General features: G+C 48.5%; 20 protein-coding genes. 3 read left to right on the top strand and 17 right to left on the bottom strand.

What is annotated here, in order from left to right:
* Positions 1-93: 93 nt before the first annotated feature.
* Positions 94-1,242, bottom strand: a complete 1,149-nt coding sequence (locus tag K7B07_RS08125; protein ID WP_223708812.1) for a helix-turn-helix domain-containing protein — start codon at positions 1,240-1,242, stop codon at positions 94-96.
* 234 nt (positions 1,243-1,476) lie between these two features.
* On the opposite strand from K7B07_RS08125, the gene K7B07_RS08120 reads away from it, so the two are divergent.
* Both K7B07_RS08120 and K7B07_RS08115 read left to right on the top strand, forming a co-directional pair.
* Entirely contained in the window at positions 1,477-4,392 is a 2,916-nt protein-coding gene (locus tag K7B07_RS08120) for a family 78 glycoside hydrolase catalytic domain (protein WP_223708811.1), read from the top strand.
* A 122-nt stretch (positions 4,393-4,514) separates the two neighbouring features.
* The gene (locus tag K7B07_RS08115) at positions 4,515-6,050 is read left to right on the top strand and encodes a choice-of-anchor I family protein (protein WP_223708810.1); all 1,536 of its coding nucleotides are present in this window, start codon (positions 4,515-4,517) and stop codon (positions 6,048-6,050) included.
* Between the two features lie 4 nt (positions 6,051-6,054).
* Here the strand turns inward: K7B07_RS08115 and K7B07_RS08110 are convergent, their stop codons facing one another.
* The 7 genes from K7B07_RS08110 to K7B07_RS08080 all read right to left on the bottom strand — a co-directional run bounded on the left by K7B07_RS08110 (position 6,055) and on the right by K7B07_RS08080 (position 12,995).
* Positions 6,055-6,444, bottom strand: a complete 390-nt coding sequence (locus K7B07_RS08110; RefSeq protein WP_223708809.1) for a VOC family protein — start codon at positions 6,442-6,444, stop codon at positions 6,055-6,057.
* A gap of 65 nt (positions 6,445-6,509) precedes the next feature.
* Positions 6,510-8,501: a tetratricopeptide repeat-containing sensor histidine kinase gene (locus tag K7B07_RS08105; RefSeq protein ID WP_223708808.1), complete on the bottom strand. Its 1,992-nt coding sequence runs from the start codon at positions 8,499-8,501 to the stop codon at positions 6,510-6,512.
* A 222-nt stretch (positions 8,502-8,723) separates the two neighbouring features.
* Positions 8,724-9,569, bottom strand: coding sequence for a formylglycine-generating enzyme family protein (locus K7B07_RS08100; RefSeq protein ID WP_223708807.1), 846 nt, complete (start codon positions 9,567-9,569; stop codon positions 8,724-8,726).
* A complete protein-coding gene (locus tag K7B07_RS08095) occupies positions 9,566-10,315 on the bottom strand; it encodes a hypothetical protein (RefSeq protein ID WP_223708806.1) in 750 nt (249 codons plus the stop codon). Before K7B07_RS08095 ends, K7B07_RS08100 begins: the two co-directional genes overlap by 4 nt.
* Before the next feature lie 16 nt (positions 10,316-10,331).
* The gene (locus K7B07_RS08090; RefSeq protein ID WP_223708805.1) at positions 10,332-11,063 is read right to left on the bottom strand and encodes a hypothetical protein; all 732 of its coding nucleotides are present in this window, start codon (positions 11,061-11,063) and stop codon (positions 10,332-10,334) included.
* 36 nt (positions 11,064-11,099) lie between these two features.
* Positions 11,100-11,597: a GNAT family N-acetyltransferase gene (locus K7B07_RS08085; protein WP_223708804.1), complete on the bottom strand. Its 498-nt coding sequence runs from the start codon at positions 11,595-11,597 to the stop codon at positions 11,100-11,102.
* Between the two features lie 27 nt (positions 11,598-11,624).
* Positions 11,625-12,995, bottom strand: a complete 1,371-nt coding sequence (locus K7B07_RS08080) for a M20/M25/M40 family metallo-hydrolase (protein WP_223708803.1) — start codon at positions 12,993-12,995, stop codon at positions 11,625-11,627.
* A 107-nt stretch (positions 12,996-13,102) separates the two neighbouring features.
* Here K7B07_RS08080 and bshA point away from each other — a divergent pair, with 107 nt between their 5' ends.
* Entirely contained in the window at positions 13,103-14,230 is a 1,128-nt protein-coding gene (gene bshA / locus K7B07_RS08075; RefSeq protein ID WP_223708802.1) for an N-acetyl-alpha-D-glucosaminyl L-malate synthase BshA, read from the top strand.
* 85 nt (positions 14,231-14,315) lie between these two features.
* Here the strand turns inward: bshA and K7B07_RS08070 are convergent, their stop codons facing one another.
* The 9 genes from K7B07_RS08070 to K7B07_RS08030 all read right to left on the bottom strand — a co-directional run bounded on the left by K7B07_RS08070 (position 14,316) and on the right by K7B07_RS08030 (position 22,490).
* The gene (locus K7B07_RS08070; protein ID WP_223708801.1) at positions 14,316-14,918 is read right to left on the bottom strand and encodes a 3-keto-disaccharide hydrolase; all 603 of its coding nucleotides are present in this window, start codon (positions 14,916-14,918) and stop codon (positions 14,316-14,318) included.
* A gap of 142 nt (positions 14,919-15,060) precedes the next feature.
* Positions 15,061-15,459 carry a GreA/GreB family elongation factor gene (locus K7B07_RS08065; protein ID WP_223708800.1) on the bottom strand — a complete coding sequence of 133 codons (399 nt, stop codon included), beginning with the start codon at positions 15,457-15,459 and terminating at the stop codon, positions 15,061-15,063.
* Positions 15,460-15,737: 278 nt separating this feature from the next.
* Positions 15,738-17,081 (bottom strand): argininosuccinate lyase, encoded by a 1,344-nt coding sequence (gene argH / locus K7B07_RS08060; protein ID WP_223708799.1) that lies wholly within the window; start codon positions 17,079-17,081, stop codon positions 15,738-15,740.
* A gap of 49 nt (positions 17,082-17,130) precedes the next feature.
* Complete coding sequence (locus K7B07_RS08055; RefSeq protein ID WP_223708798.1) at positions 17,131-17,496, bottom strand: four helix bundle protein; 366 nt, start codon at positions 17,494-17,496, stop codon at positions 17,131-17,133.
* Positions 17,497-17,563: 67 nt separating this feature from the next.
* Positions 17,564-18,628, bottom strand: coding sequence for a M20 family metallo-hydrolase (locus tag K7B07_RS08050; protein WP_223708796.1), 1,065 nt, complete (start codon positions 18,626-18,628; stop codon positions 17,564-17,566).
* A 28-nt stretch (positions 18,629-18,656) separates the two neighbouring features.
* Complete coding sequence (gene argB, locus K7B07_RS08045; RefSeq protein WP_223708794.1) at positions 18,657-19,454, bottom strand: acetylglutamate kinase; 798 nt, start codon at positions 19,452-19,454, stop codon at positions 18,657-18,659.
* Positions 19,455-19,472: 18 nt separating this feature from the next.
* Positions 19,473-20,441 carry a Rossmann-fold NAD(P)-binding domain-containing protein gene (locus tag K7B07_RS08040; RefSeq protein ID WP_223708792.1) on the bottom strand — a complete coding sequence of 323 codons (969 nt, stop codon included), beginning with the start codon at positions 20,439-20,441 and terminating at the stop codon, positions 19,473-19,475.
* 109 nt (positions 20,442-20,550) lie between these two features.
* The gene (locus tag K7B07_RS08035; protein ID WP_223708790.1) at positions 20,551-21,699 is read right to left on the bottom strand and encodes an aspartate aminotransferase family protein; all 1,149 of its coding nucleotides are present in this window, start codon (positions 21,697-21,699) and stop codon (positions 20,551-20,553) included.
* Between the two features lie 146 nt (positions 21,700-21,845).
* The gene (locus K7B07_RS08030) at positions 21,846-22,490 is read right to left on the bottom strand and encodes a rhodanese-like domain-containing protein (protein ID WP_223708788.1); all 645 of its coding nucleotides are present in this window, start codon (positions 22,488-22,490) and stop codon (positions 21,846-21,848) included.
* Positions 22,491-22,494 lie beyond the last annotated feature (4 nt).

Here is a 22,494-nt window from a genome sequence, read left to right as displayed (position 1 = left end):
GCAGGAGTATTGATACCTTTTACAATGAAATTGCAATGGGTTTAAGATCAATAATGTATGCGTATTGATACCTTCAGGATGGATGTTGATACCTTATAAGCCCTCCTGCTCTACTTGTTTCTGGTATTCGGTAGGGGTAAGACCCTGGTATTTTTTGAAGTTCCTGTTAAAAGAAGCTTTTGAGTTAAAGCCGCAGTCAAATGCCAGCGAAAGCAGCGTGTATTTTTTATTTGCCGGTTCTGCCAGCAGTTTTAAAAACGCCTCCACACGAAGGGTATTCACGTAATCATAAAAATTTTTTTCTTCCGTGGAGTTGATCACCTGCGACAGGATATTCGGGTGTATCGCTAACCGCTGGCTCAGATCGCTCAGGGTTAATTCGGGGTTGGTGAACAGGCGTTCCTGTTCCATTAACTGTTTGAGTCCGGCCTGTATCTTTTCAATTGCATCCTGGCTCAGCCGCGATTTCTGGTATTTTTTAGGGGCGGTTTGCGGCGTTTCGGCTATAATCAATTCATTTGTTTCCGGAGGATCCGGGTATGTTGCTGCAACCGGTGGTATTATTACTTCTTCCGGACGGTTAAGGATGCCTACCTGCTTGATCCCGAAATAGCCGATGAACAGGATAAAAAAAACGACCACCGTATAAATGGATGCTTCATTCCCCCAGATAACAACCGCCCAGATGACGCCGATACCCAGGATCAGGTACCGGAGCCAGTTCAGGTTTACTTTTTCAGTAGCTGCATATTGTTCCAGGATGCGCTTCCGGTGTTTTCTTAAAAGTAATAATGAAAGGATGATGTAAGCGATGCCGGAGAGAACGATCGCTGCGAATATATAGACCGCCTCCTGTTCATAGCCCCTGCCTTCGTGTTCATATACATATATTTTTCCGGAGCCCGGCAGCGTTAAAAAACCGGCCAGCAGCACATAAAGGACCAGTACCGGCAGAAAATGCCAGATCCACCGGCTTTTCCGGGGGAATTGATTCGTAAGTGCAGCAGTATAGAGGTATAAAAAAGGTCCGTGCGCAAGCGGGAACGGAATACTGATGCCCAGCAGGAACGGCCAGTCCTCGTATTTTTTTGTAAGCACCACGTAAAACAAAAAAAGATGCAGCCCTAAGAAGAACAGCCATGCAGCGAGAATATAATCGGCCTTTGCCTTTCTTTTTTTGGTTAGTAAAAGAGAGGACAGGAAGAAGGTGATAATAATGCCGGTTAAATAAACGATAGCCAAAATAATGATCTTAATAAAACAGGGCAAAAATAAGCAGAAACGGCTGTAGTGGACCTACTGCCTGGGGCGAACCGTGCTTTGCAATTGAAATTCCCGGTCCCTGACACTTCTGTACAGGAGTAATTGTTTATTTCGACCGCCGTTTTTATTTTATAGACCTCCTCTTTTATAAGATCAAATCTGTATTTTAGCGGTTACCCTTTCTAAAGGCTTTTATTCTATCCTAATAAGACGGTGGCAGTGGAGATACCGGGACGGACGGAAATGAAAATGGTGAACGGAAGAACATCCAATGGCCGCTTTGAAACCGGAGGAAGGAGATGCCGCAGGATTGAAACATTCAAAACAGATAACGATAAAATGATGCCAATACCGCGTATGCTTAAAATATGTGCTGCCCTTTTTCTGCTGTTGCCAACTCTGGGGTCCGTGGCGCAGGCGCCGTTGCTTCCCGTAAACCTGAAAGTGGAATACCTGGAAAGGCCCATGGGACTGGATATTCAGCAGCCCCGGTTCAGCTGGACATTGCAGAGCACAAACAAGCAGCTGTACGGGCAAAAGCAAACAGCATACCGCATACTGGTGGCCAGCTCGTTGAAAAAGCTGGATGCCAATATCGGGGACCTGTGGGATTCCGAATGGAAGCCATCGGCACAAATGGGACAGGTCGTTTTCCAGGGAGTGCCACTGCATTCCGATCGCAGGTACTACTGGAAGGTAGCCGTCAGGGATGAAAAAAATGCCGTCTCCGGCTGGAGTGAAAGCACGTACTGGCATACAGGGATCATCCGTCCGCAGGAATGGAAGGCAGGGTGGATCGGATCCCCGGTGGTCTTTGATCCGGCACAACCGGACTGCAATATCCCGGATCCCTGGCTGCGGAAATCGTTCTCCCTGGAAAAACTTCCGGGGCAGGCGGTGCTGTTTGTTGCTTCCGCAGGGTTTCATGAGCTGTATGTAAACGGAAAGCGGGTAGGGGATGCGGTAATGGCAACAGCGGTAACAGATCTTACGAAACGTGCCCGTTATGTTTCCTATGATATTGCCCCCTACCTGAGCAAAGGCAGGAATGTGATCGGTCTCTGGCTGGGCACTTCCTGGTCCATACACGGACCTTATATAACAAAAGACCGGCCCAATACTCCGATCGTGGCCGCACAGGTGGACTTCTATGAAAATGCGGATCCGGGCCCTGAAGCCCGGCCCTTTGCTTCGGTTCATACGGATGCGACCTGGAAAGTTAAAAGCAGTCCGAGCCGGCTATTGGGCGTCTGGAATTCCAACAGGATGGGAGGAGAGCTCTGGGATGCCAATCTTGATGAACCGCAGTGGAACACCATCGGCTATGCGGATGAAGACTGGCGGAATGCTACCAGCTATGATCCCAAACTGAAAATATCCGCCCAGCAGGTAGAACAGAACCGGCTTTTTGATGAGATCCGGCCGGTATCGGTCAAAAAGATCAATGACAGTACCTACCGGGTGGACATGGGCGTCAACTTCGCCGGCTGGACAACGATTGATCTTGAAGGAAAGCCGGGCCACCGGGCGGAGCTGCTTTTTTCCGAACGGGAGAATATGGAAATGACCTTTGGTCTGCACAGTGCCTATATTTTTGATAAAACAGGCAAAGGCACTTTTAAGAATCGGTTCAATTACGGCTCCGGCCGGTGGATCACTATAAAAGGTGTAACGAAAGAACCGGAGCCCGGCGCCATTAAAGGATGGATGGCCCGGACCGCCTATAAGGATGCGGCTACCTTCAGCTGTTCGGATCCTTTGCAGAACTGGATTTATAATACCGTGCGGTGGACGTATGAGAACCTGTCGCTAGGCGGGTTTATCGTAGACTGCCCCCAGCGGGAACGCCTGGGCTACGGAGGTGATGCCCATGCAACCTGTGAAACAGGAATGCTGAATTATCAGGTGGGTGCGCTTTATACCAAGTGGATGGAAGACTGGCGGGATGTAAGCGGTACCGAATCCATTGTGGGTAATATGTATGACACGGCATTTGCCAGAAAGGAAGTGATGAGTGGCCGTCATCTTCATAAAGGTATTCTGCCGCATACGGCGCCTACCTATATGGGCGGCGGCGGTCCGGCATGGGGCGGTATTGTGGTAACGCTGCCCTGGTACTTTTACCGCCAGTATGGAGATGAAACGATCCTCCGGAAGAACTTTTCCATTATCCGCAACTGGGTCGATTTTCTGGAAAGCAATACACGCGACGGCATACTGCAGCGCTTTGGCGGAAGATGGGATTTCCTGGGCGACTGGCTCTGGCCAAATGCCACAGCGGAAGGGATGAACAATGATTCGCCCCAGAACGGGTGCTTTAATAACCTGTACCGCATCTATAACCTGCGGATCGCAGCAAAGATCGCGGACCAGATCGGCGAAAAGGAATGGGCAGCAAAATGGAACGGTCAGGCAGAAGCTTTCAGCACCATCATCCATAAAAAATTCTTCAACCCGGCGGATACTTCCTATGCAGATGGTTCGATGGGCAACCTCGTTGCGGCCCTGCTTGCAGACGTGGTTCCTGATACGGATAAAAAACAGGTTTGGACCCGGCTGGAAAATGAGATACGGGTGCGCCGGAAAGGACACATCCATGTGGGGATAACAGGTGGTGCGCTGCTGTTCAAACTGCTGCGGGAGCAGAACCGGCAGGACCTGTTATTTGAAATGACCTCCAAAACGGATTATCCGGGCTGGGGATATATGAAGGCGAATGGCGCCACAACAATCTGGGAAATGTGGGAAAAAGACCTGCCGGGGCATTCACTGCTGCACAGCTCTTTTTTATATCCCGGCGCCTGGTACATCGATGGTCTGGCCGGTATTAAGGTGGATAAACCGGGCTATGAACGATTTATTATTCAGCCCCCCGGGATCGAAACATCAAAACTGAGCTGGGCAAAAGCAACCTTTGAATCGCCCGCAGGGCTGATCAAAAGCAACTGGAGCCGAACGAACGGAAAACTTCATATGGAAGTGGCGATTCCCCCGAACAGTACGGCCTTGCTGAAGATCGCAGATACTGACGGCCTGCTGCTGAAAGAAAAGAAAGATGCGATCCGTGTGATAGAAAAACGGGATGGCATAACCGTTTACGAACTACAATCCGGATCCTATAGTTTCTGAGCAGGCGGACCTTGTTGCCCGGAATTTTCAGCCACTGGCGATGTACTGTAATAACATTTTGATAAAGGTTTGGTTACAATTTGGTAACCCCCTGCCGATACATTTGCTCAAATTGTATCAGCATGAAACATCGGATGACACTGCTTTTGACAGTGCTGCTTGGAATGACGGCCTGCGATCGCAGCGACAATGATATCACCCCGGAAGAGATGATTATGGAAGATCCTTCCACTTTTAAAAGTGTGGGACAAATTGATGTAGGCGATCAGGGCGCTGCAGAGATATCGGCTTATGACCCGGCTACAAAGCGGCTGTTTGTGGTGAACAACAGCGCCGGTGTTGATAATGAAACGGCCACCAATTTTATTGATGTAGTGGATATCAGCAATCCTGCTGCACCCAAAAAGATCCATTCCATCAGCCTGGCGCCCTATGGCGGCGCGGTAAACAGTCTTGGTGTTTCCGCCGGTAAAGTGGCTGCGGCCATACAGGCTTCCGTAAAAACAGATAACGGCAAAGTGGTTGTGTTCAATACTTCGGATTATACAGAAGTAAAATCGATAACGGTAGGTGCCCTGCCGGATATGATCACCTATACGCCGGATGGCAATTATATTCTTACCGCCAATGAAGGTGAGCCCACTACAGAAAGCTATGCAGTGGATCCCGAAGGAACGGTTTCCATTATTTCCGTTAAGGAGAACTATGCTGTAACCACAGTGAACTTTGCGGCGTTTGCCGGAAAACGTGCGGCCCTGGAGGCAAAGGGATTCCGCATTTTCGGCAAGACCAATGATTTCGTAAAGGACATTGAGCCGGAATATATAACCGTTTCCTCCGATTCAAAAACAGCATGGATCACCCTGCAGGAAAACAACGGCATCGCTAAAATGGATATCACATCCAAAACAATAACGGAAATTTTTCCGCTGGGTTTTAAGGATTATAATATGGCCGGCAATGAGATAGATGTAAGTGATGAGGATGGAAAGACCGAGTTAAAGAACTGGCCGGTTAAAGGCGTATATATGCCGGATGGGATTGCCGTAACGGAAGTAGGCGGTATTCCCTATTTATTTACGGCCAATGAAGGGGATGCCCGTGAGTGGGGTGACTTTGAAGAGCCGGTACGGATAAAAGATGTAAAGCTGGATGCGGCAGCTTTTCCGGATGCGGCTGCATTACAGGCAAAAGCAGTACTGGGCCGCCTGAACATTACAAAATTCCTGGGAGATAAAGATGGCGACGGTGATTATGACGAACTGTATTCCTTTGGTGCCCGTTCTTTCAGTGTATGGAATGGCCTTACCGGTGCCCAGGTTTATGACAGTAAAAACGAACTGGATAAAAAACTGGTCGCCGCCGGAAAGTATGACGATGGAAGAAGCGACGACAAGTCTATTGAGCCGGAAGGCATGGCCATCGGTAAGGTAGGAACAACGCCCGTTGCATTTGTTGGAATGGAACGGGTAGACGCTGTAGCAGTTTACGATATCAGTGATCCAAAACAACCGAAGTTTTTGCAATTGCTGGAGTCCGGTGATGCTCCGGAAGGGGTACTGTTTATTCCTGCCAAGGACAGCCCTACAAAGAAATCGCTGCTCGTGGTGAGCAGTGAAGATGACGGCGTGGTAAAATTATTCAGTCCGGCCGGCTGATGCCTCAGGCTACCAGCTCTACCACATTGCCTTCAGGATCCAGCACCACACTTTCGTAATAGCCGTCACCGGTGGTTCTAGGTTCGCCTGCAATGGTAAAACCATCTGCCCGCAGCTGCTCCGTTAATTGGTCTACCTGCTCTTTGCCGCCTACCGAGATCGCAATGTGTGCGATCCCTTTGGTATAGCCTCGTTTTGGTCCCGCATCGCTGATCTGTGGCATCTGCATCAGTTCAATACGACTTCCCCCGCTGCCAAAGGAAAGAAAATAGGAGTAGAATTCCCTGCGGGGATTGTGATAGCGTTCGCTGCTCACAGCATGGAAATAATTGGTGTAAAAGCGGCGTAATTGTTCGAGGTCGTCTGCCCAGATAGCTATGTGATCGATCTGCATGATTCTTATGTTATCAGTTTCTTTAAATTCATTAGATGTTCTTTCGCCTGGTTTTGTAGCAGTCATCAGGCTACTTTCAGCTCTATATTGACAGTGGTTCCGCTACCGGGCTCAGACCTGATATCCAGTTGCCCGTCCAGGTAATCCACCCGGTTTTTAATATTCTTTATCCCGGACCCTTTTTTTCCTGAAAGATTTTTGGGATTGAAGCCGATCCCGTTGTCTTCCATAGTAATGAAGAAGATGCCGTCATTCTGGCTGCATTGGAGCAAAATGTGACTGGCCGTAGCATGTTTAACGGTATTGGACAACAGCTCCTGTATAATGCGGTAGATATGCACCTGCTTCAACCGGTCAATTCCGGGATGGATATCGATGGGCTGAAAATCGATCTCCAGGCCTTCCTTCATATAAAATCCGCAGAGGTCCTTAAGTGCGGTGACCAGTCCGAATTCGATCAGCGATTGCGGCATCAGGTTCCGGGCTACACGCCGGAGTTCACCCACCGAATGATCCAGCTGTCCCATGATTTTATTGAACGGACCATCGGTTGCTGCAGGAAGGTTGTTTTTTGCCCAGGAAGAGAAGTTGATCTTTACACCTGAAAGCAGGCCCCCCAGCCCGTCGTGCAGATCCCTTGCAAGCCGCTCCCGCTCCCGTTCTTCTCCTTCCAGTATAGATCGGGTAATGGAAAGCTGTTGCTGCTGAGCCAGCTCTTTCAACTGCTGGCGGTGGTTGACGGCCTCCTGTTCCAGCAGCCGTTTATTGCTTTTATAATAAAAGTAGTAAAAGGTGGCAAAGGCCAGCAGCAGCAAGCAGGCACCGCCCAGAACAATGTTGAAAAGACGGGTTTTGCTGGCGTTTAATGCAGCCTGTGCATTGGCGGCCTTTAGTGAGGCTACCTGTTTTTCGGACTCCGCGGTTTTGTAGCGGGCTTCCATTTCGTTAATGTCATTTCTGAAATGACTCTCATGCAGGCTGTCGCTTAACTGACTGTACAACGCCTGATACCTGTAGGCAGCGGGGTAATCTTTAAGTCCGGCGTATACCGCAGCTGCTTTACGGTACACTTCCAGGCGGTTCTGGTCCATTTCCATATTCCGCATATCGGAGGAAAGCGCTTTCAGCACTGTCAGCGCCTTATTGTATTCCTTGGTTTCCAGCAGGCAATCAAGCTTGTAAAAATTCAGCTCATCAATAAAGTATACCTTATTAGGGCCGCTGGCCTTTTCAATAGCTTTATCAAAACTGGCGATCGCTTCTTTATACTTTTGTTGTCCCTTCAGGTACAGCCCTTCAATCATATAATAGCCTGCATACTGATCTGATTCCGGGTATTTGAAGAGGATGGCCTTAAAGGCCTCCAGGGTCTCCTTTGCCTTATCCCATTTTTTTAACAACACATAATTTTCGCCGGAACGCTTATAGGCAGCTATCAGACGGCTTTCCGACTTTAACCGGATCAGTATGGGAATGGCTTTGTCAAAATAGGAGGCCGCTTTTTCATTTTGATCCAGGTTCATAAATGCTACACCGACGCCTACATAGTGGGTAGCCAGGGAGGCGGAATCATTCGCCTGTTCTGCCAGGGGGATGGCTTTTGAAAGCATCAGCTGGATATAACCTTTATCATCATCGGCTTTCTGCAGCATTACAGCGCGGCTGCTCCAGGCAGTGGAGCGGATGGTCAGCGCTTCCTTTACCGGGGAACCGGCCAGTCCTTCCTCTACTTTCTTATAAAGCGCCTCGCTTTGTTCCGTTGCCCCGGTATAAAACAGGTAATAAGCCTCTGTTGCATTGGCCACCTGGATCATAAAAGGGCTGGAAGCAGCCAGTTTTCTTCCGCTGGCAATATAGGCTTTGGCCTTAAGGGTGTCTTTGGAAACAAAGTAGGTCGCCAGCTGAAAGCTGGCCCGGGCCTTAATGCTGTCGCTCACCGGCTGTGAGAGCAACTGCCGGATACTGTCTATATATTGTGGGGAATAAAGATAATACTGTGCATAGGAGGACGTGCACCACCATAACATCAGCAGCAGGATAACAGGTTTTCTATACATGTGTCTCAGATAAAGGTTTTGACAGCACCTGATGTGTAAAACGCCGGATCCGGACCGATCGCAACAATAGCTCCTTATAAAACGGGCACTTCCCGGCAAAGCGGCGTTGCCGTTTTGCTGTAACGGATCTCATGGATCATACCGGCCTGAACACTTTCGGGATCGCTGTAAAGCTAAAGTTCTTTTTTTGATTTCCTGCTGTAACGGATCCGTATTAGATTTTTATTGCATCTGATCTGCACCTCCGGGCTCTTTTACCACCCGGAACCCCAGGTTGCTGAAAGAGGCATGGGGATTTACCGAACCGATGTCAACGGTATTAAAAAAATTACAGGCATTTTTACTGCACCACCAGGAGCCGCCCCGGGCATGGGCCACTTTACGTCCCTTATCCCTGGGCAGGGTACCGCTGCAGAACTCAAATACATTACCCAGCACATCGTACAGTCCCAGGGGATTGGGTTTGAAATGCGCTACAGGCGCCGTATACATAAAACCGTCGGTGCTGTCGGCCTGTAAATGATCCGGCCCCTGCCAGATATTGGCGTACCGGCTGATGGTTGCATCGGTGACACCTTTAAAATATTTTGTAGAGGAACCGGCACGGGCCGCTATTTCCCATTCATCCAGGGTGGGCAGCCGCACACCGGCCCATTTACAATAAGCCAGCGCATCGGTAAAGCTGATGCCCGTAACAGGATGATCCATCTTGTTCTCAATACCACCCCGGCTGCTGCCGTTCGGATACCGCCAGTACGCCGTGCTGTCGGTGATCCAGCGGAACTCTTCAAGGCCCGGTTCAAATACAAGCCCGTTCTTAAAACGCTCGGCTTCTGTGATGTAGCCGGTAGCGGTTATGAATTTTTCAAATGCCGCATTTGTCAGCTCAGTAGTGGCGATACGGAATCCCTTTGTGATGACCCTGCGCGGCGGGTTCTCAACGGAGCCGCTCATCCCCACGGGGTAGCTACCTGGCGGGATCAGGACAAACTGTTGTGCTGCTGCCGTAAAAGATCCGCCCAGCAGTGCGATATAAATGCAGCTTTTTATTTGAAAAATAAGATTCATTGTTTTTTTTGTTCCGCATAATAGGTCCTGGCCCGGCTGATGATGAGCTCCTCATTGGCTTTGTTGTAATCCAGCGCGTTTTCATGGTTACCGTCAACACCATAAAGTTTTTTATACGAAGAGGAATGGAGAAAGGGTTGGAATTTTCCCTGTTTCATCAATAACATCAGTACGGTAAGCAGGTCTTTATCTTTCTTATTGGCGGTATAAAAACCGGTAAGGTAGGGGATCATTTCCCAGCCATTCATTTCCACGATGGCTGTTTTATAATTAACACCCATGCGCCCGCTCCTGGTTGCGGACGCTTTTATCAATGCCATCACCGAATCCCGGTTGTCCCGCAGAAAGCCCAGCTGGCGGTCACTCCAGGTCTGCTCATCACCATCGGATACCAGGTAGCCGAAGATCTCCCTGTGCTCATGGAAATGGATCATGTTGATGCTGCAGTTCTGGGCATACATTTCCGGGTGGATCATGGTATAGGTGAATTTTTCCCGTAGTGAAAGCGATTGATAGGCATCAGGCGAAAGGGCGCTTACGCCTTCATCTGAGTTGTCGCCCGGTACGTCCTTTATGGAAGGGATCATTTTTTTTATCTTTTCCAGTCCGTAAGGCGGTACCGAGATTTTCTGGCGGAATTCCCGGTGCGCCTTTGCTTCCGGGGAAGGTTGCCGGTAAATACCTTCCTGTGCGTAAGCTGTAACTAAAGCGGACCAATGGACCAGGAATAAGAGCAGTTTTCTCAAAGCAATTGTATTTAAATTAATGGTTGTGTTTGCTGCCTGCTTTTTCTTTTTTGTAATAAGCTGCTGCAGTTTTTAAAAGAAATTGCCCGATGGAATCCGTATAATCTATTGCAGACAGGTAGCGGCTGTTTTTCCCGTACAATTGATCGTAATAGGTAGTGTTTACGAATGCATCATAAGCGCCGCTTTTCATCAATGACATCAGGGTGGTGAGTAGGTCACGGTCGTTTTTATCTTTATTATAATAGCCGATAAGGTAGGGGATCATTTCCCATCCTTTGATTTCAACGATCGCTTCCTTGTAATTGAGACCCATTATGTGGCTTTCATCTACATGTTGCCGGATCAGCTTCATCACAAGTTCCCTGTTTTCACGTAAAAAAGCACGCTGACGGCTGCTCATCGTATTTTCATTAAAGCCCGCGCTGAGCCGGCCAAATAACTTCCCGTTTTTAAAAAGCTGGCCCGGGTAGGCACTGCAATTCTGAAGATAGGTTTCGGGATATATCATGGCATAGGTGAATTTCTCGGGCAGGGATAAAGAATCATAAACGCCGGATGGCAACGGCCGGTTTCCAAAGGAGGGGGCCTGTTTCTGTTGTTCCCTTGTTATCAGACCTTTGATTTTTGACAGGCCATAGGAGGGCTCGGAAAGTTCCCTTTTAAAAGGGGATGCGGTGGTGTGCTGACCCCATCCGGCTGCGAAGGTGGTCAGCAGCAGTGTCAGCAACAAAATAGAACGGTTCATAAACGGTTGTTTTATAAAAAAGATCCCTGTTGTAAATCAAAGTTCCTTTTGATAGCCCACTACATCCAGTACTTTCCCGAATTTTTCACCTACGTTTTTAAAATGGGCACATTTGAAATAGCTGTTACGTTCAAAGAAACCAATACTCTGGTCATTATCTCCGGATATGATCGCCAGCAGGTTGTTGAAACCGGCCTGCCGGGCCTGTTCCTCCAGCTGGGTCAATGCCGCTTTGCCGATTCCCCTTGCATAACAATCATGCGACAGGTAAATGGTCAGCTCCGCCGTTTTATCGTAGGCCTGTCTTTTTTTATAATTGGTCAGATAGCAATAACCCACCGGCTGCTGCCCGTCCAGGATCAGCCAGGAGCGGAATCTCGGATGTCCGATATAAATGAACTCCCTTAATTCATCAATGGTCACCGGTTCTGTATGAAAGGTTGCTGTTGAGTGGAGCACATACCAGTCGTAAACCTGCTTTACAAAGTGCAGGTCTTCGGTCGCAAGCTCCTTAAGCAGGATCTGTTGTTCCATAACGAAAATAATAAGACGAAAAAGTGATCAGAATCCATACTGATCCACCAGGTAGATCAGTGCGGCAAGGTTTACAGCGCCGAGGTCCAGTTCGCGTTTGTTTACGGCTTCAAATACGTCTGAACGCGCATGATGAATATCAAAATAGCGTTGGGAATCCGGCAGCAGCTCTCCCATGGGAATGTTCAGCTTTTCATGAATAAACGAAACATCGGTTCCGCCGCCGCCCTGTGTAAACTGGTTTGCCCCATAGGGTTCCAGCAACGGGATCCAGCTTTTAAGTTTATCGAACTGCGCATTGCTGCAGGTAACGCCGAATCCCCTGGGGGTGAACCCCCCGGCATCGCTTTCGAGGGCCAGGAGGTGCTTTTCTTTATTTTTCGCTGCTTCATCCGCATAAGCAGCCCCGCCGCGGGCACCATTTTCCTCATTGGCAAAGAGGACAAAACGAATGGTTCTTTTGGGCTTGTATCCCAGGGCTTTGTAGGCCCTCGCGATTTCGATGGTCTGCGTGATACCGGCTCCGTCGTCGTGCGCCCCTTCACAGATATCCCAGCTGTCGAGGTGGCCGCCAACGGTGATGATCTCGTCCGGGAATTCGGAGCCTTTGATCTCCCCGATGATATTGTGTCCCTTCACGTCCGGCAGAAAATGGCCCATTGTTTTAAGCGATACGGATACGGGTGCGCCTTTGGCGAGTTCCGCTGCCAGCCAGTCGGCATCCCTTAACCCGATGGCAACCGCCGGTATTTTTTTGTAAGCAGAATCATAACGGGTACCTCCTGTATGCGGGTTATTGTCCACACTGTGGCTCATGCTGCGCACCATGCTGGCCAGGGCGCCATATTTTGCCGCCAGTGAAGTGCCGCGTGTGCGGTACTTCACCGCATCGCCGTAGGCTTCAAAAGTCCGTACGAACCGGGGATTGAAATGATAGTTATAAAAAACAATTTTTCCTTTTAACTGATCCTTTTTTGCTTCCAGGTCTTCAAAAGAGTTGATGAGCACTACGGGTGCTTTTATACCCTTGCTTCCGGTGCCTTCCGTATTCCCCAGGGCCAGTATATCCAGCTCTTTTTTGGTTCCATTGGCCAGGAGGGCCGTTGCCTGGTCGGTTCCTCCCTGTACCCAGTGGGGCACCATACATTCCTGCTTGAATGTGTTTTCGCTGCCGCTTTTCCGGAGCAGGTTATAGCCCCATTCTTCGGCCTTATACATCTGGGGAGAGCCCGCCAGCCGTCCGCCGATGGTCTTGGTAAGGGTCCTCAGGTTTTCATAGGCCTGGCTGTTTACCAAAATTTCATCTGCGATCTTTCTGATAAAATCTGCATCTTTTGTCTGCGCCTGAACGCTGACTGAAAAAAATATCCCGGCGATCAAAAACAATTTTTTACCCATGCTGTTATTTGTTTTCTGTAAAGGTAAAATTTTACCTATGATCCGGTTCTGAAAGTTCTCGGAGAAGAAACGGACCTGTAATTATCAAGCAAAACATATCTTTGGGTATGCGAATTGGAATCGTTTGTTATCCTACCTACGGCGGGAGCGGTGTATTGGCAACAGAGCTGGGGAAAGCCCTCGCGGAGAAAGGCCATTTTGTACATTTTATCACTTACCAGCAACCGGTAAGACTGAACGGGTTCATCCCCAATATTTATTACCATGAGGTGCAGGTACCCAAGTACCCGTTGTTTGATTTTCCTCCCTATGAAACGGCGCTGGCGAGCACCATGGTGGATGTGATCAAAAACCACAACCTGGACCTGCTGCATGTGCATTATGCCATTCCCCATGCCTCGGCGGCTTATATGGCCAAAAAGATCCTGGAGCTGGAAGGAAAGAATATCCCGGTTATTACCACCTTACACGGCACCGATATCACGCTGGTAGGCCGGGATAAGACCTACGCGCCCGTGGTGGCTTTTTCGATCAACCAGAGTGATGTGATCACGGCAGTATCCAATAACCTCCGGGAAGAAACCTATAAAAACTTCGACATCCGCAAGGATATCGAAGTGGTCTATAATTTCATCGATGTAACAAGGTTCAACCACAAGCCGCTGGATGCATTTAAAAAAGTGCTGGCACCAAACGGGGAACGCATCCTGCTGCATGCATCCAATTTCCGTAAGATAAAACGGATACAGGATGTGGTAAAAGTGTTTTACGAAGTGCAAAAAACCATACCGGCCAAGCTGTTGCTGGTGGGTGACGGCCCCGAACGGCAGACTGCTGAAGAGCAGGGCAGGGAACTGGGGATCTTTGATAAGCTGGTATTTGTAGGAAAACAGGAGCAGATGGAAGAGATCTTTGCCGTGGCAGACCTGTTCTTGCTTACCTCGGAATATGAAAGTTTTGGATTGGCGGCACTGGAAGCAATGGCATCAAGAGTTCCGGTGATCTCTACCAATGCGGGCGGACTCGCAGAAGTGAATGTAGAGGGGGTAACAGGTTTCCTGGCGGACGTGGGAGATGTGGCAACTATGAGTGAGAAAGCGCTTTATATTTTAAGCGATGATAAAATACTGGCCGAGTTTAAACAACGTGCCTTTGATCATGCGCAGCAATTCAATATTGACGCGATCATACCGGAATACGAGGCCATTTACCGGAGGTTCTGTAAGGACTGTTAGAGGGAAAAGTGAGTGCTAAAAGCAATCAGCCTTCAGCTTTTAGCAACTGCTTATAGCTGAAGGCTGACATCTGAAAGCTGACAGCTTATAATTCTTTCAGTTTAAAATTCTTCCATCTTACCTTAATGCCGCCACCATCGTGGATCTGAAGTGCAATAAAACCGTTTGCCTGTCCGATCTTTTCATCTTTAAAATAAACCATCTGATGACCGTTCAGCCAGGTGGTCACTTCATCTCCCACCACCTTAATGCGCATGGTGTTCCACTGGCCTTCCTTTAAAATCTTTTCATCTTCGGGTTTGGGTTTGATGAGCCAGCCGCGGCCATAGGACTCATAGATACCGCCGGTGTTGTGATTGAGCGGTGCAACTTCTACCTGCCAGCCACTGATCTTTACACCATCAATATCCGAACGGAAGAAGACACCGCTGTTGCCGTTGGCTTCCTGTTTGAACTGCAGGGTAAGGTCAAAGTTCTTGTAGGATTTTTCGGTGGAAAGATACCCGTATTTTTTATCAGGTCCGCTTTCACAAACCAGTTCTCCCTTATCTACATACCATTTTTCAGTGCCATGTATCTTCCAGCCGGTGAGGTCTTTACCGTTAAAGAGGGTTGCTGCTTTTTTCTTTTGAGCGTTTGCCCCAAGAAATACCGCGCAAAGCAGGAATAATAAGAAACCTTTTTTCATTTTCAATAAGTTTTAAATTTAGTAAGCGATCGAAAACGTCTAAAATAATCGAAATAATGAATGGAACCTTGAATTTGGTGTTGTTTTTATTAAAAGCCCGGGTCGGGAATTCTGTTAACAAACGAAAGTTCAGTTCCGGAGATCAGGCTTTTGCAGCCATTATATTCTCCACGGCCACTACTTCCAGTTCTTTCAGTCCGGACGGCATCTTCCAGGAAACGGTATCGCCTGTTCTGAATCCGATGATAGCTGCCGCCATGGGAGTGAGTATGGATATTTTTTTTGCATGGATGTCTGCTTCCGCCGGCATCACGATCTGAAAATCTTTTTCCTTCCCCGTCTGAATATCCAGGATACGGACGGCAGACCCGATGCGGATGGTATCGGCCGGTAGGGCCTCGTCCTTAACAACAACGGCCCTGCTTAATTCGTGGGCAAGGGTATTGCCCTGTTCTTCTGTTTTTTTGTCCGGGGCAACTATGGCTGTAAGTTTTTTATAATCGGTTTCGCAAAGAATAACCGGGTTACTGTTCGTACTCATAATTAAAAAGATAAATGATTAGAAAAAATAATGCAAAACGAAGCGCCGGAAAGCTGTTACAGGAGCTGACCAGCGGGGCACAGGAGATAGGCCTTTGTATGTATAAAATACAGATGCATCGGGGCAAAGTTACCTCAAAACCGGGAGGTCGCCAAATCAGCAGGGTTTTATACCCCGCAGACTGCACCGATCAGGCGCAGATGAATTGGTGCTGATCAGCGGATCATCCGGGAAGACCGGCAGGAAAAAATATGCGGAAATTGGCAGGAAAAGCCCGGCTACTCCGCCTTCAGCAACTGCTGATACGCCTGGTGTACTGCCTCAAAATCAAAGGATGCTACGGTTTGCGTCATCAATTGACGGATCTGTTCCGTACATAAATTCTGGATGCTTCCTTCATGCGGATTATTGATGGCAGATTGTTCCGGTACCTTATAGGTACCGTCTTCTACAGATTTCCCCACCTGGATATAGGCATCACGGAAGGGAGTACCTTCCAGCACCAGCTGATTAACCAGGTCCACGGTGAACAGGTATTTGTATTTTTCGTCTTTTAAAAGATCGGGCTTCACTTCGATATTGGAGAACATCAGGCCTGCCATCTCGATGCAATCTCTTAATATGCTGAACGCAGGGAATAAATGTTCCTTCAGCAATTGCAGGTCGCGGTGGTAGCCGGACGGAAGGTTGGTGGTCATCAGGGTGATCTCGTTGGGCAGGGCCTTGATGCGGTTGCAATGCGAACGGATAAGCTCAAATACATCCGGGTTCTTTTTATGCGGCATGATGCTGCTGCCGGTGGTGAGCTCCGGCGGAAAACTGATAAAGCCGAAGTTCTGGTTCAGGTATAAGGTAGCATCCATGCTCATACGGGAAAGTGTGTCTGCAATGTTCGCCAATGCCTGTGCCACCACCCGCTCGGCTTTCCCGCGCCCCATTTGTGCATATACCACATTATAATTGAGCGTGGCAAATCCCAGTAATTCTGTTGTAAGCGTACGATTAATAGGGAAGGAGGAGCCATATCCCGCAGCAGATCCCAGCGGGTTCTTATTGATGATATCATAAGCCGCCTTCAGACTGATGAGGTCATCCACCAGACTTTCGGCATAAGCGCCAAACCAGAGTCCGAATGAGGAGGGCATGGCCAGTTGCAGATGCGTGTAGCCGGGCAGCAGAAAGGTCTTATATTTTTCGCTCTGGGTCTGCAGCAGCTCAAAGAACGGGAGGACCGCTTTAACAGTGGTTTCTATTTCGTCGCGCAGAAATAGTTTCAGATCTACCAGAACCTGGTCGTTACGGCTCCGCGCGCTGTGTATCTTTTTGCCGGCCTCTCCGATGCGTTGGGTCAATAAGAGCTCCACCTGCGAATGAATGTCTTCCACATCCTCCTGCAGTTCAAAATCCCCTTTTTTGATATCGGCATAGATGCCGCGCAGGGCGCCCTGCAACCCGGCCAGCTCTTCTTTTTTTAACAGTCCCACCGATTCCAGCATCTGGATATGTGCCAGCGAGCCCAATACATCAAAAGGCGCCAGGTACAGGTCCATTTCCCTGTCCCGGCCTACGGTAAAGGTTTCTACCTCTTTTAAAGAGTCGGTATTTTTTTTCCAAAGCTTCATTCTGAATTGCGAATTATGAATTAAGAATTATGAGTTCTGTACTGCGAATTTATGCTTTCCTGCCCTGAAGCGTAATGATTGATGCAACAATAATTGATAGGATCTCATTTCCTTCTTTCCAAATAATCTCTATTTGTTCTTTTTTATTGGCATTAAATTCGGTCAACAGCTCGAGAAAATACAAGGTTTCATCCGTTTCTTCTTCGACAATTTTGAGTTTGTTGATAAAGTCTGCTGTTGACTTTGCCCTGCATGCAGCACGATAGTTTGCTCCGGTTGAACTTGAACTTCGAATAATTTGGTTACCGTAATTCTTATTGATGGCATTATAAGGCAGGTCAATTGCAAGTTTGGCCACGGCTATCGAAAAATCTTTGGTCCTTCTTTTTAAAGCCTCTTTATCAAAGCTGCTCATAGTAATAGTAAGGAAGTTTTTTATTTTAAAGAATGGTGTAACAAATTCGTAATTCTTAATTCCAAATTCAGCTCATAACTCTTCCCACGATCTCAATATAATCCTTAATGCCACCTTCGATTTCGTGCAGGTAAATGTATTCATCTGCGGTATGACTGCGGGCGGAATCGCCGGGCCCCATTTTCAATCCGGGGAACGGCATCAGTGCCTTATCGGAGGTGGTGGGTGAGCCGTAAGTGGTTTTTCCCATGGCAATGCCGGCCTGTACGATGGGATGGTCCAGTGAAATAGCAGTGGAGCGCAGGCGGGTAGACCGGGGCTTTACTTCGCTGGAAACATTTTGCCGGATGGCATCCAGGATCTCTTCAAAAGAATACAATTCATTCAAACGCACATCCACTACATATTTGCAGGAGGAAGGCACTACATTGTGCTGTTTGTTCTCGGTTTCGATAACCGTACAGGTCATGCGGCTGTCTCCCAGCAGTTCCGATACTTTTTCAAAGCGATAGGAGTGAAACCATTCGATGTCCGTAAGCGCTTTGATGATGGCATTTTCACCTTCATTACGGGCGGCATGACCGGCTTTTCCGTGTGCGGTGCAATCCAGCACCATCAGTCCGCGCTCCGCTACTGCCATTTGCAGCTTGGTAGGTTCGCCTACAATGGCGAAGTCAATAGCCGGGAGGATGTTTACTGCAGCTTCAATGCCGTTATAGCCGGATATCTCCTCTTCGGCACTGGCTACGAGCATCACATTGTAGTTGAGATTTTCTTTTTCGTAGTAATAGATAAAGGTGGCGATCAGTGATACCAGGCAACCGCCGGCATCATTACTGCCCAGCCCGTAGAGTTTTCCCTCTTTTTCAATGGCTTTAAACGGATCCAGGGTATACTTGGGATTGGGTTTTACGGTATCATGATGCGAGTTCAGCAACAGCGTCGGCCTGGCTTCATCAAAATGTTTGTTCTTGGCGATGATGTTATTTCCCAGCCGTTTGGTGGGGATCCCATACTTGTCCAGATAAGCAATGATCAGCTCCGCAGTCTGGTCTTCTTCCTTACTGAAACTGGGCGTTTCGATCAGTTGTTTTAAGAGTGCGACTGCTTCCTGGTAAAGTTGTTCCTGCATAAAATAAAATTATAGCCCTGGGGCCTGTTTAGAAAATCAATGTTCCTTCGTTATTGTCCGTGGTATTTTTAACCAGGTCGCGGGCATGGCCGATCAGCACCTGGAATACACCGGCGTCAATGGCCGCAAAGGCATTGTCTATTTTAGGAAGAATGCCTTCGAACAGTTTTTTTTCTTCTTTGAGTTGCTGATAGTAGTTGCGGTCCAGCCGGCGGATGACGGAAGCGTCGTTATTAACGTCTTCCAGCACGCCTTTCTTTTCAAAGCAGTAAATGAGCCGTACGTTAAACCTGCCGGACAATGCTACTGCCAGTGATGCTGCAATGGTATCCGCGTTGGTATTTAAGATATGCCCGCTGTTATCATGTGTAAGCGGCGCAAAAACCGGGGTGATCGTATTTTCAAGAAAGAAGCTCAGTGTTTCCGCTCTGATGTTGGCTGTTTCCACATCACCCACCCATCCGTAATCGATCGTTTTTACCGGCCGTTTTTTGGCGGGAATAATATTGGCATCGGCACCGGTAAGCCCGATCGCATCAGTACCCAGTGCCTGCAGCTGTGCCACGATCTTTTTATTTGCCAGTCCGCCATATACCATGGTCACCAGGTCGATGGTGGCATCATCCGTAATCCTCCGTCCGTCTACATAGTTCGACTCGATCCCCAGTTGTGCCCCGATCTTTGTGGCGATCTTCCCGCCCCCGTGCACCAGTATCTTAGCTGCTTTTATTTTTGAGAAGTCTGTCAGAAAGGCTTCCAGTGCAGCAGGATCGTCAATGATATTGCCTCCGATTTTTATGATAAAGAGCTGATCGTTCGTATCCATAACTTATAGAGCAGGGACTCAGATTTTTTGTAATAACTCACTTAATACCGCCTGGGCCGCCCATACGCGGTTGCCGGCCTCCCGGGTTACAATACTATGAGGGCTGTCCAGTACTTCATCACTCAGCTCCACATTTCTCCGCACAGGCAGGCAGTGCATCACTTTTGCATTATTGGTGGCTGAAAGCTTGTCCAGTGTCAGCATCCAGGAAGGGTCATTGTTATAGATCTTGGCATAGTCGTTATACGTGCTCCAGTTCTTCACGTACACATAGTCGGCATCCTTTAATGCCTCGTCCTGATCATGCAGAATGGTGGCCTTTCCGGCAAATGCCGGGTCGAGCTCATAATCTTCCGGATGCGTGATCACAAAATCCACCTCGCCCCAGGCATTCATCCATTGTGAGAAGCTGTTGGCCACACACTGGGGCAGGGGTTTTACATGCGGCGCCCAGGTAAGGACTACTTTGGGTTTCCGTTTTTCCTGAAAGGTCTCTTTAATGGTAATGACATCCGTAAGGCTCTGCAACGGGTGCAGCGTGGCCGTTTCAAGGCTCAGCACGGGGATACCGGAGTATTTGATGAACTGGTTTACATAGAGCTCGCTGTAATCATCTTCTTTATTGGCCAGCGAGGGAAAGGTACGGATAGCCAGGATATCAAAATATTTGCCCATGATCGGCGCTGCATCTTTTACATGCTCTGATGTAGAGCCGCTCATAATGGCTTCTTCTTCAAATTCCAGTTGCCAGCCTTCTGAACCTACATTAAAAACAATGGGTTCCATCCCCAGGTTCTGCGCGGCGATCTGGGTACTTAGCCGGGTGCGCATACTGGGGTTTAAGAACAGGCAGCCGATCCTTTTGCCGGCCCCCAGGGTCTTATCTTTAAACGGGTTGCTTTTATAATCCAGTGCTTTGTTCACCAGCGCCTCAATGTTGGTAACATCGTCCGCACTTATAAAATTTCTTGTTTTTAAAAGAGACATTTTATGCGATTGATTCTTATTGGTTCTTGGTCGTTGATAAAGGCCGGTGCAGCAGTAACCCACACGCCGGCCGGGTCCGGCGCTTCCAGACTTCCGGAACGGGAGCCGGCTAAGCGGTTTCGTGGATGGCGGCGATCTCTTCTTTTACTGCTTCAATAAATTCTTCGGCATCCTTTTTTTTGAGTGCCAGCGAGGGCAGCAGGCGGATCACGTTGGGTTTGGCCTCACCGGTAAAGATCTTGTGCTTTGCCAGCAGGTTCTTTTTTAATGGCCCCAGCTCTTCCGGTACATCAAAGCCGATCATCAGTCCGCGGCCTCTTACATTTTTTATTTCCGGTATGGCCGACAGTTCCTCCCGCAGGTATTTACCCACCATAACGGCGTTGCCCATCAGCTTTTCTTCCCGGATCACTTCCAGTACGGCCAGTGCTGCGGCACAGGCAAGATGATTGCCGCCAAATGTAGTGCCCAGCAGGAAGTGTTTGGGCTGGATATGCGGTGCAATGATAATACCCGCTACAGGAAATCCGTTGCCCATGCCTTTGGCCATGGTGTAAATGTCAGCATTTACACCAGCAAAATCATGACTGAAAAATTTTCCGCTGCGGCCATAGCCACATTGTACACTGTCTGCGATGTATACGGCACCATGCTTCGTGCACAGCGCGCGGATCAGTTTTAAAAAGGATTCACTGGCCACATTGATACCGCCCACACCCTGTATGCCTTCGATGATCACGGATGAAACTTCTTTTCCGTGTTTCTCGAAATAATCTTCCAGTGCTGTTTCATCATTGAAAGGAAGGAAGACCACATTGTCGGTCTCATTAACAGGAGCCACGATATTCTTATTATCGGTAGCGGCTACCGCCAGCGAAGTTCTTCCATGAAAAGCCTTATTAAAAGCAATGATCTTTTTCCGGCCATTGTAAAAGGAAGCCAGTTTTAACGCATTCTCGTTGGCTTCTGCGCCTGAATTGCAAAGGAAAAGCTGGTAGTCTTCCTTCCCGGAAACCTCACCCAGTTTTTTGGCCAGCTCCTGTTGCAGCGGTATGCGGATGGAGTTGGAATAAAATGCAATTTTTTCCAGTTGCGCTTCAATTCGTTTTACCCAATGCGGATGTGTGTGTCCGATACTGATAACGGCATGACCGCCGTAAAGATCCAGGTACTGATCGCCCTGGTCGTCCCAAACATAAGACCCTTTTGCTTTAACAATTGTTACATCGTTCAAGGGGTAAACATCAAATAAATTCATTACCGTTGGTTTAAAAAAAATATGCCTGTAAACAGGCAAACAAGGGCATAAAAATAAGCAAAATAGTTCATAGTTCGCAGTGAATGATGAGGAGTACCCATCGCAGCGCTGCTGCAATTCCTGAACCATGAACTATTTGCCGTGAACTAATTCAGCAATCCCGGTTCCTTCACGATCTCAGCCCGGGGTTCCTCCTTTATTTTTTTCCATCCCCCCGCCACGTTCCTCAGGTTATGAATGCCCTGCCGTTTCAGCACGGATGCGGCTATTACGCTGCGGGTTCCGCCGCCACAATGGAGGTAGAGGTTGTCTTTTTCCTCAATTGCGGAGATCCGCAGCGGGTCGTTCATATCAGTAAGCGGCAGGTTCACGGCATCTTTCAGATGCCCTTCTGCAAATTCGATGGGTTTACGGACATCCATTACGATCAGGTGTTCGTCGAACGGGATATCCATCATCAGCTCGTCGGCTTCCACATCAATGATCATATCCGGAGTGCCGCCGGCATTTTTGAAAGATTCGTACCCGCCGTTCAGTGTACCGGCAACGGTATAGCCCATCCGGCTCAGCCGGGTTTCCGTCCCGGCGGCATCATCTGCCGCTATCAGCAAAACCGGGATCTCCTTTTCCAGTACTGCTGTAACCCATTCTTCAAACTGCTTGGCACCTGCCGGTACATGAATGCTGCCGGGTATAAAACCTTCTTTAAACTGTTCGGTAGTTCTTGTGTCCAGTATTACCGCACCTTTTTGTGCGGTGTCTAAAAAATCATTCAACGCTAACGTCTTCATTTTT

It is taken from the genome of Niabella beijingensis, from assembly GCF_020034665.1.
Taxonomy (GTDB): Bacteria; Bacteroidota; Bacteroidia; order Chitinophagales; family Chitinophagaceae; genus Niabella; species Niabella beijingensis.
This window is presented reverse-complemented; position numbering and strand designations above follow the sequence as displayed.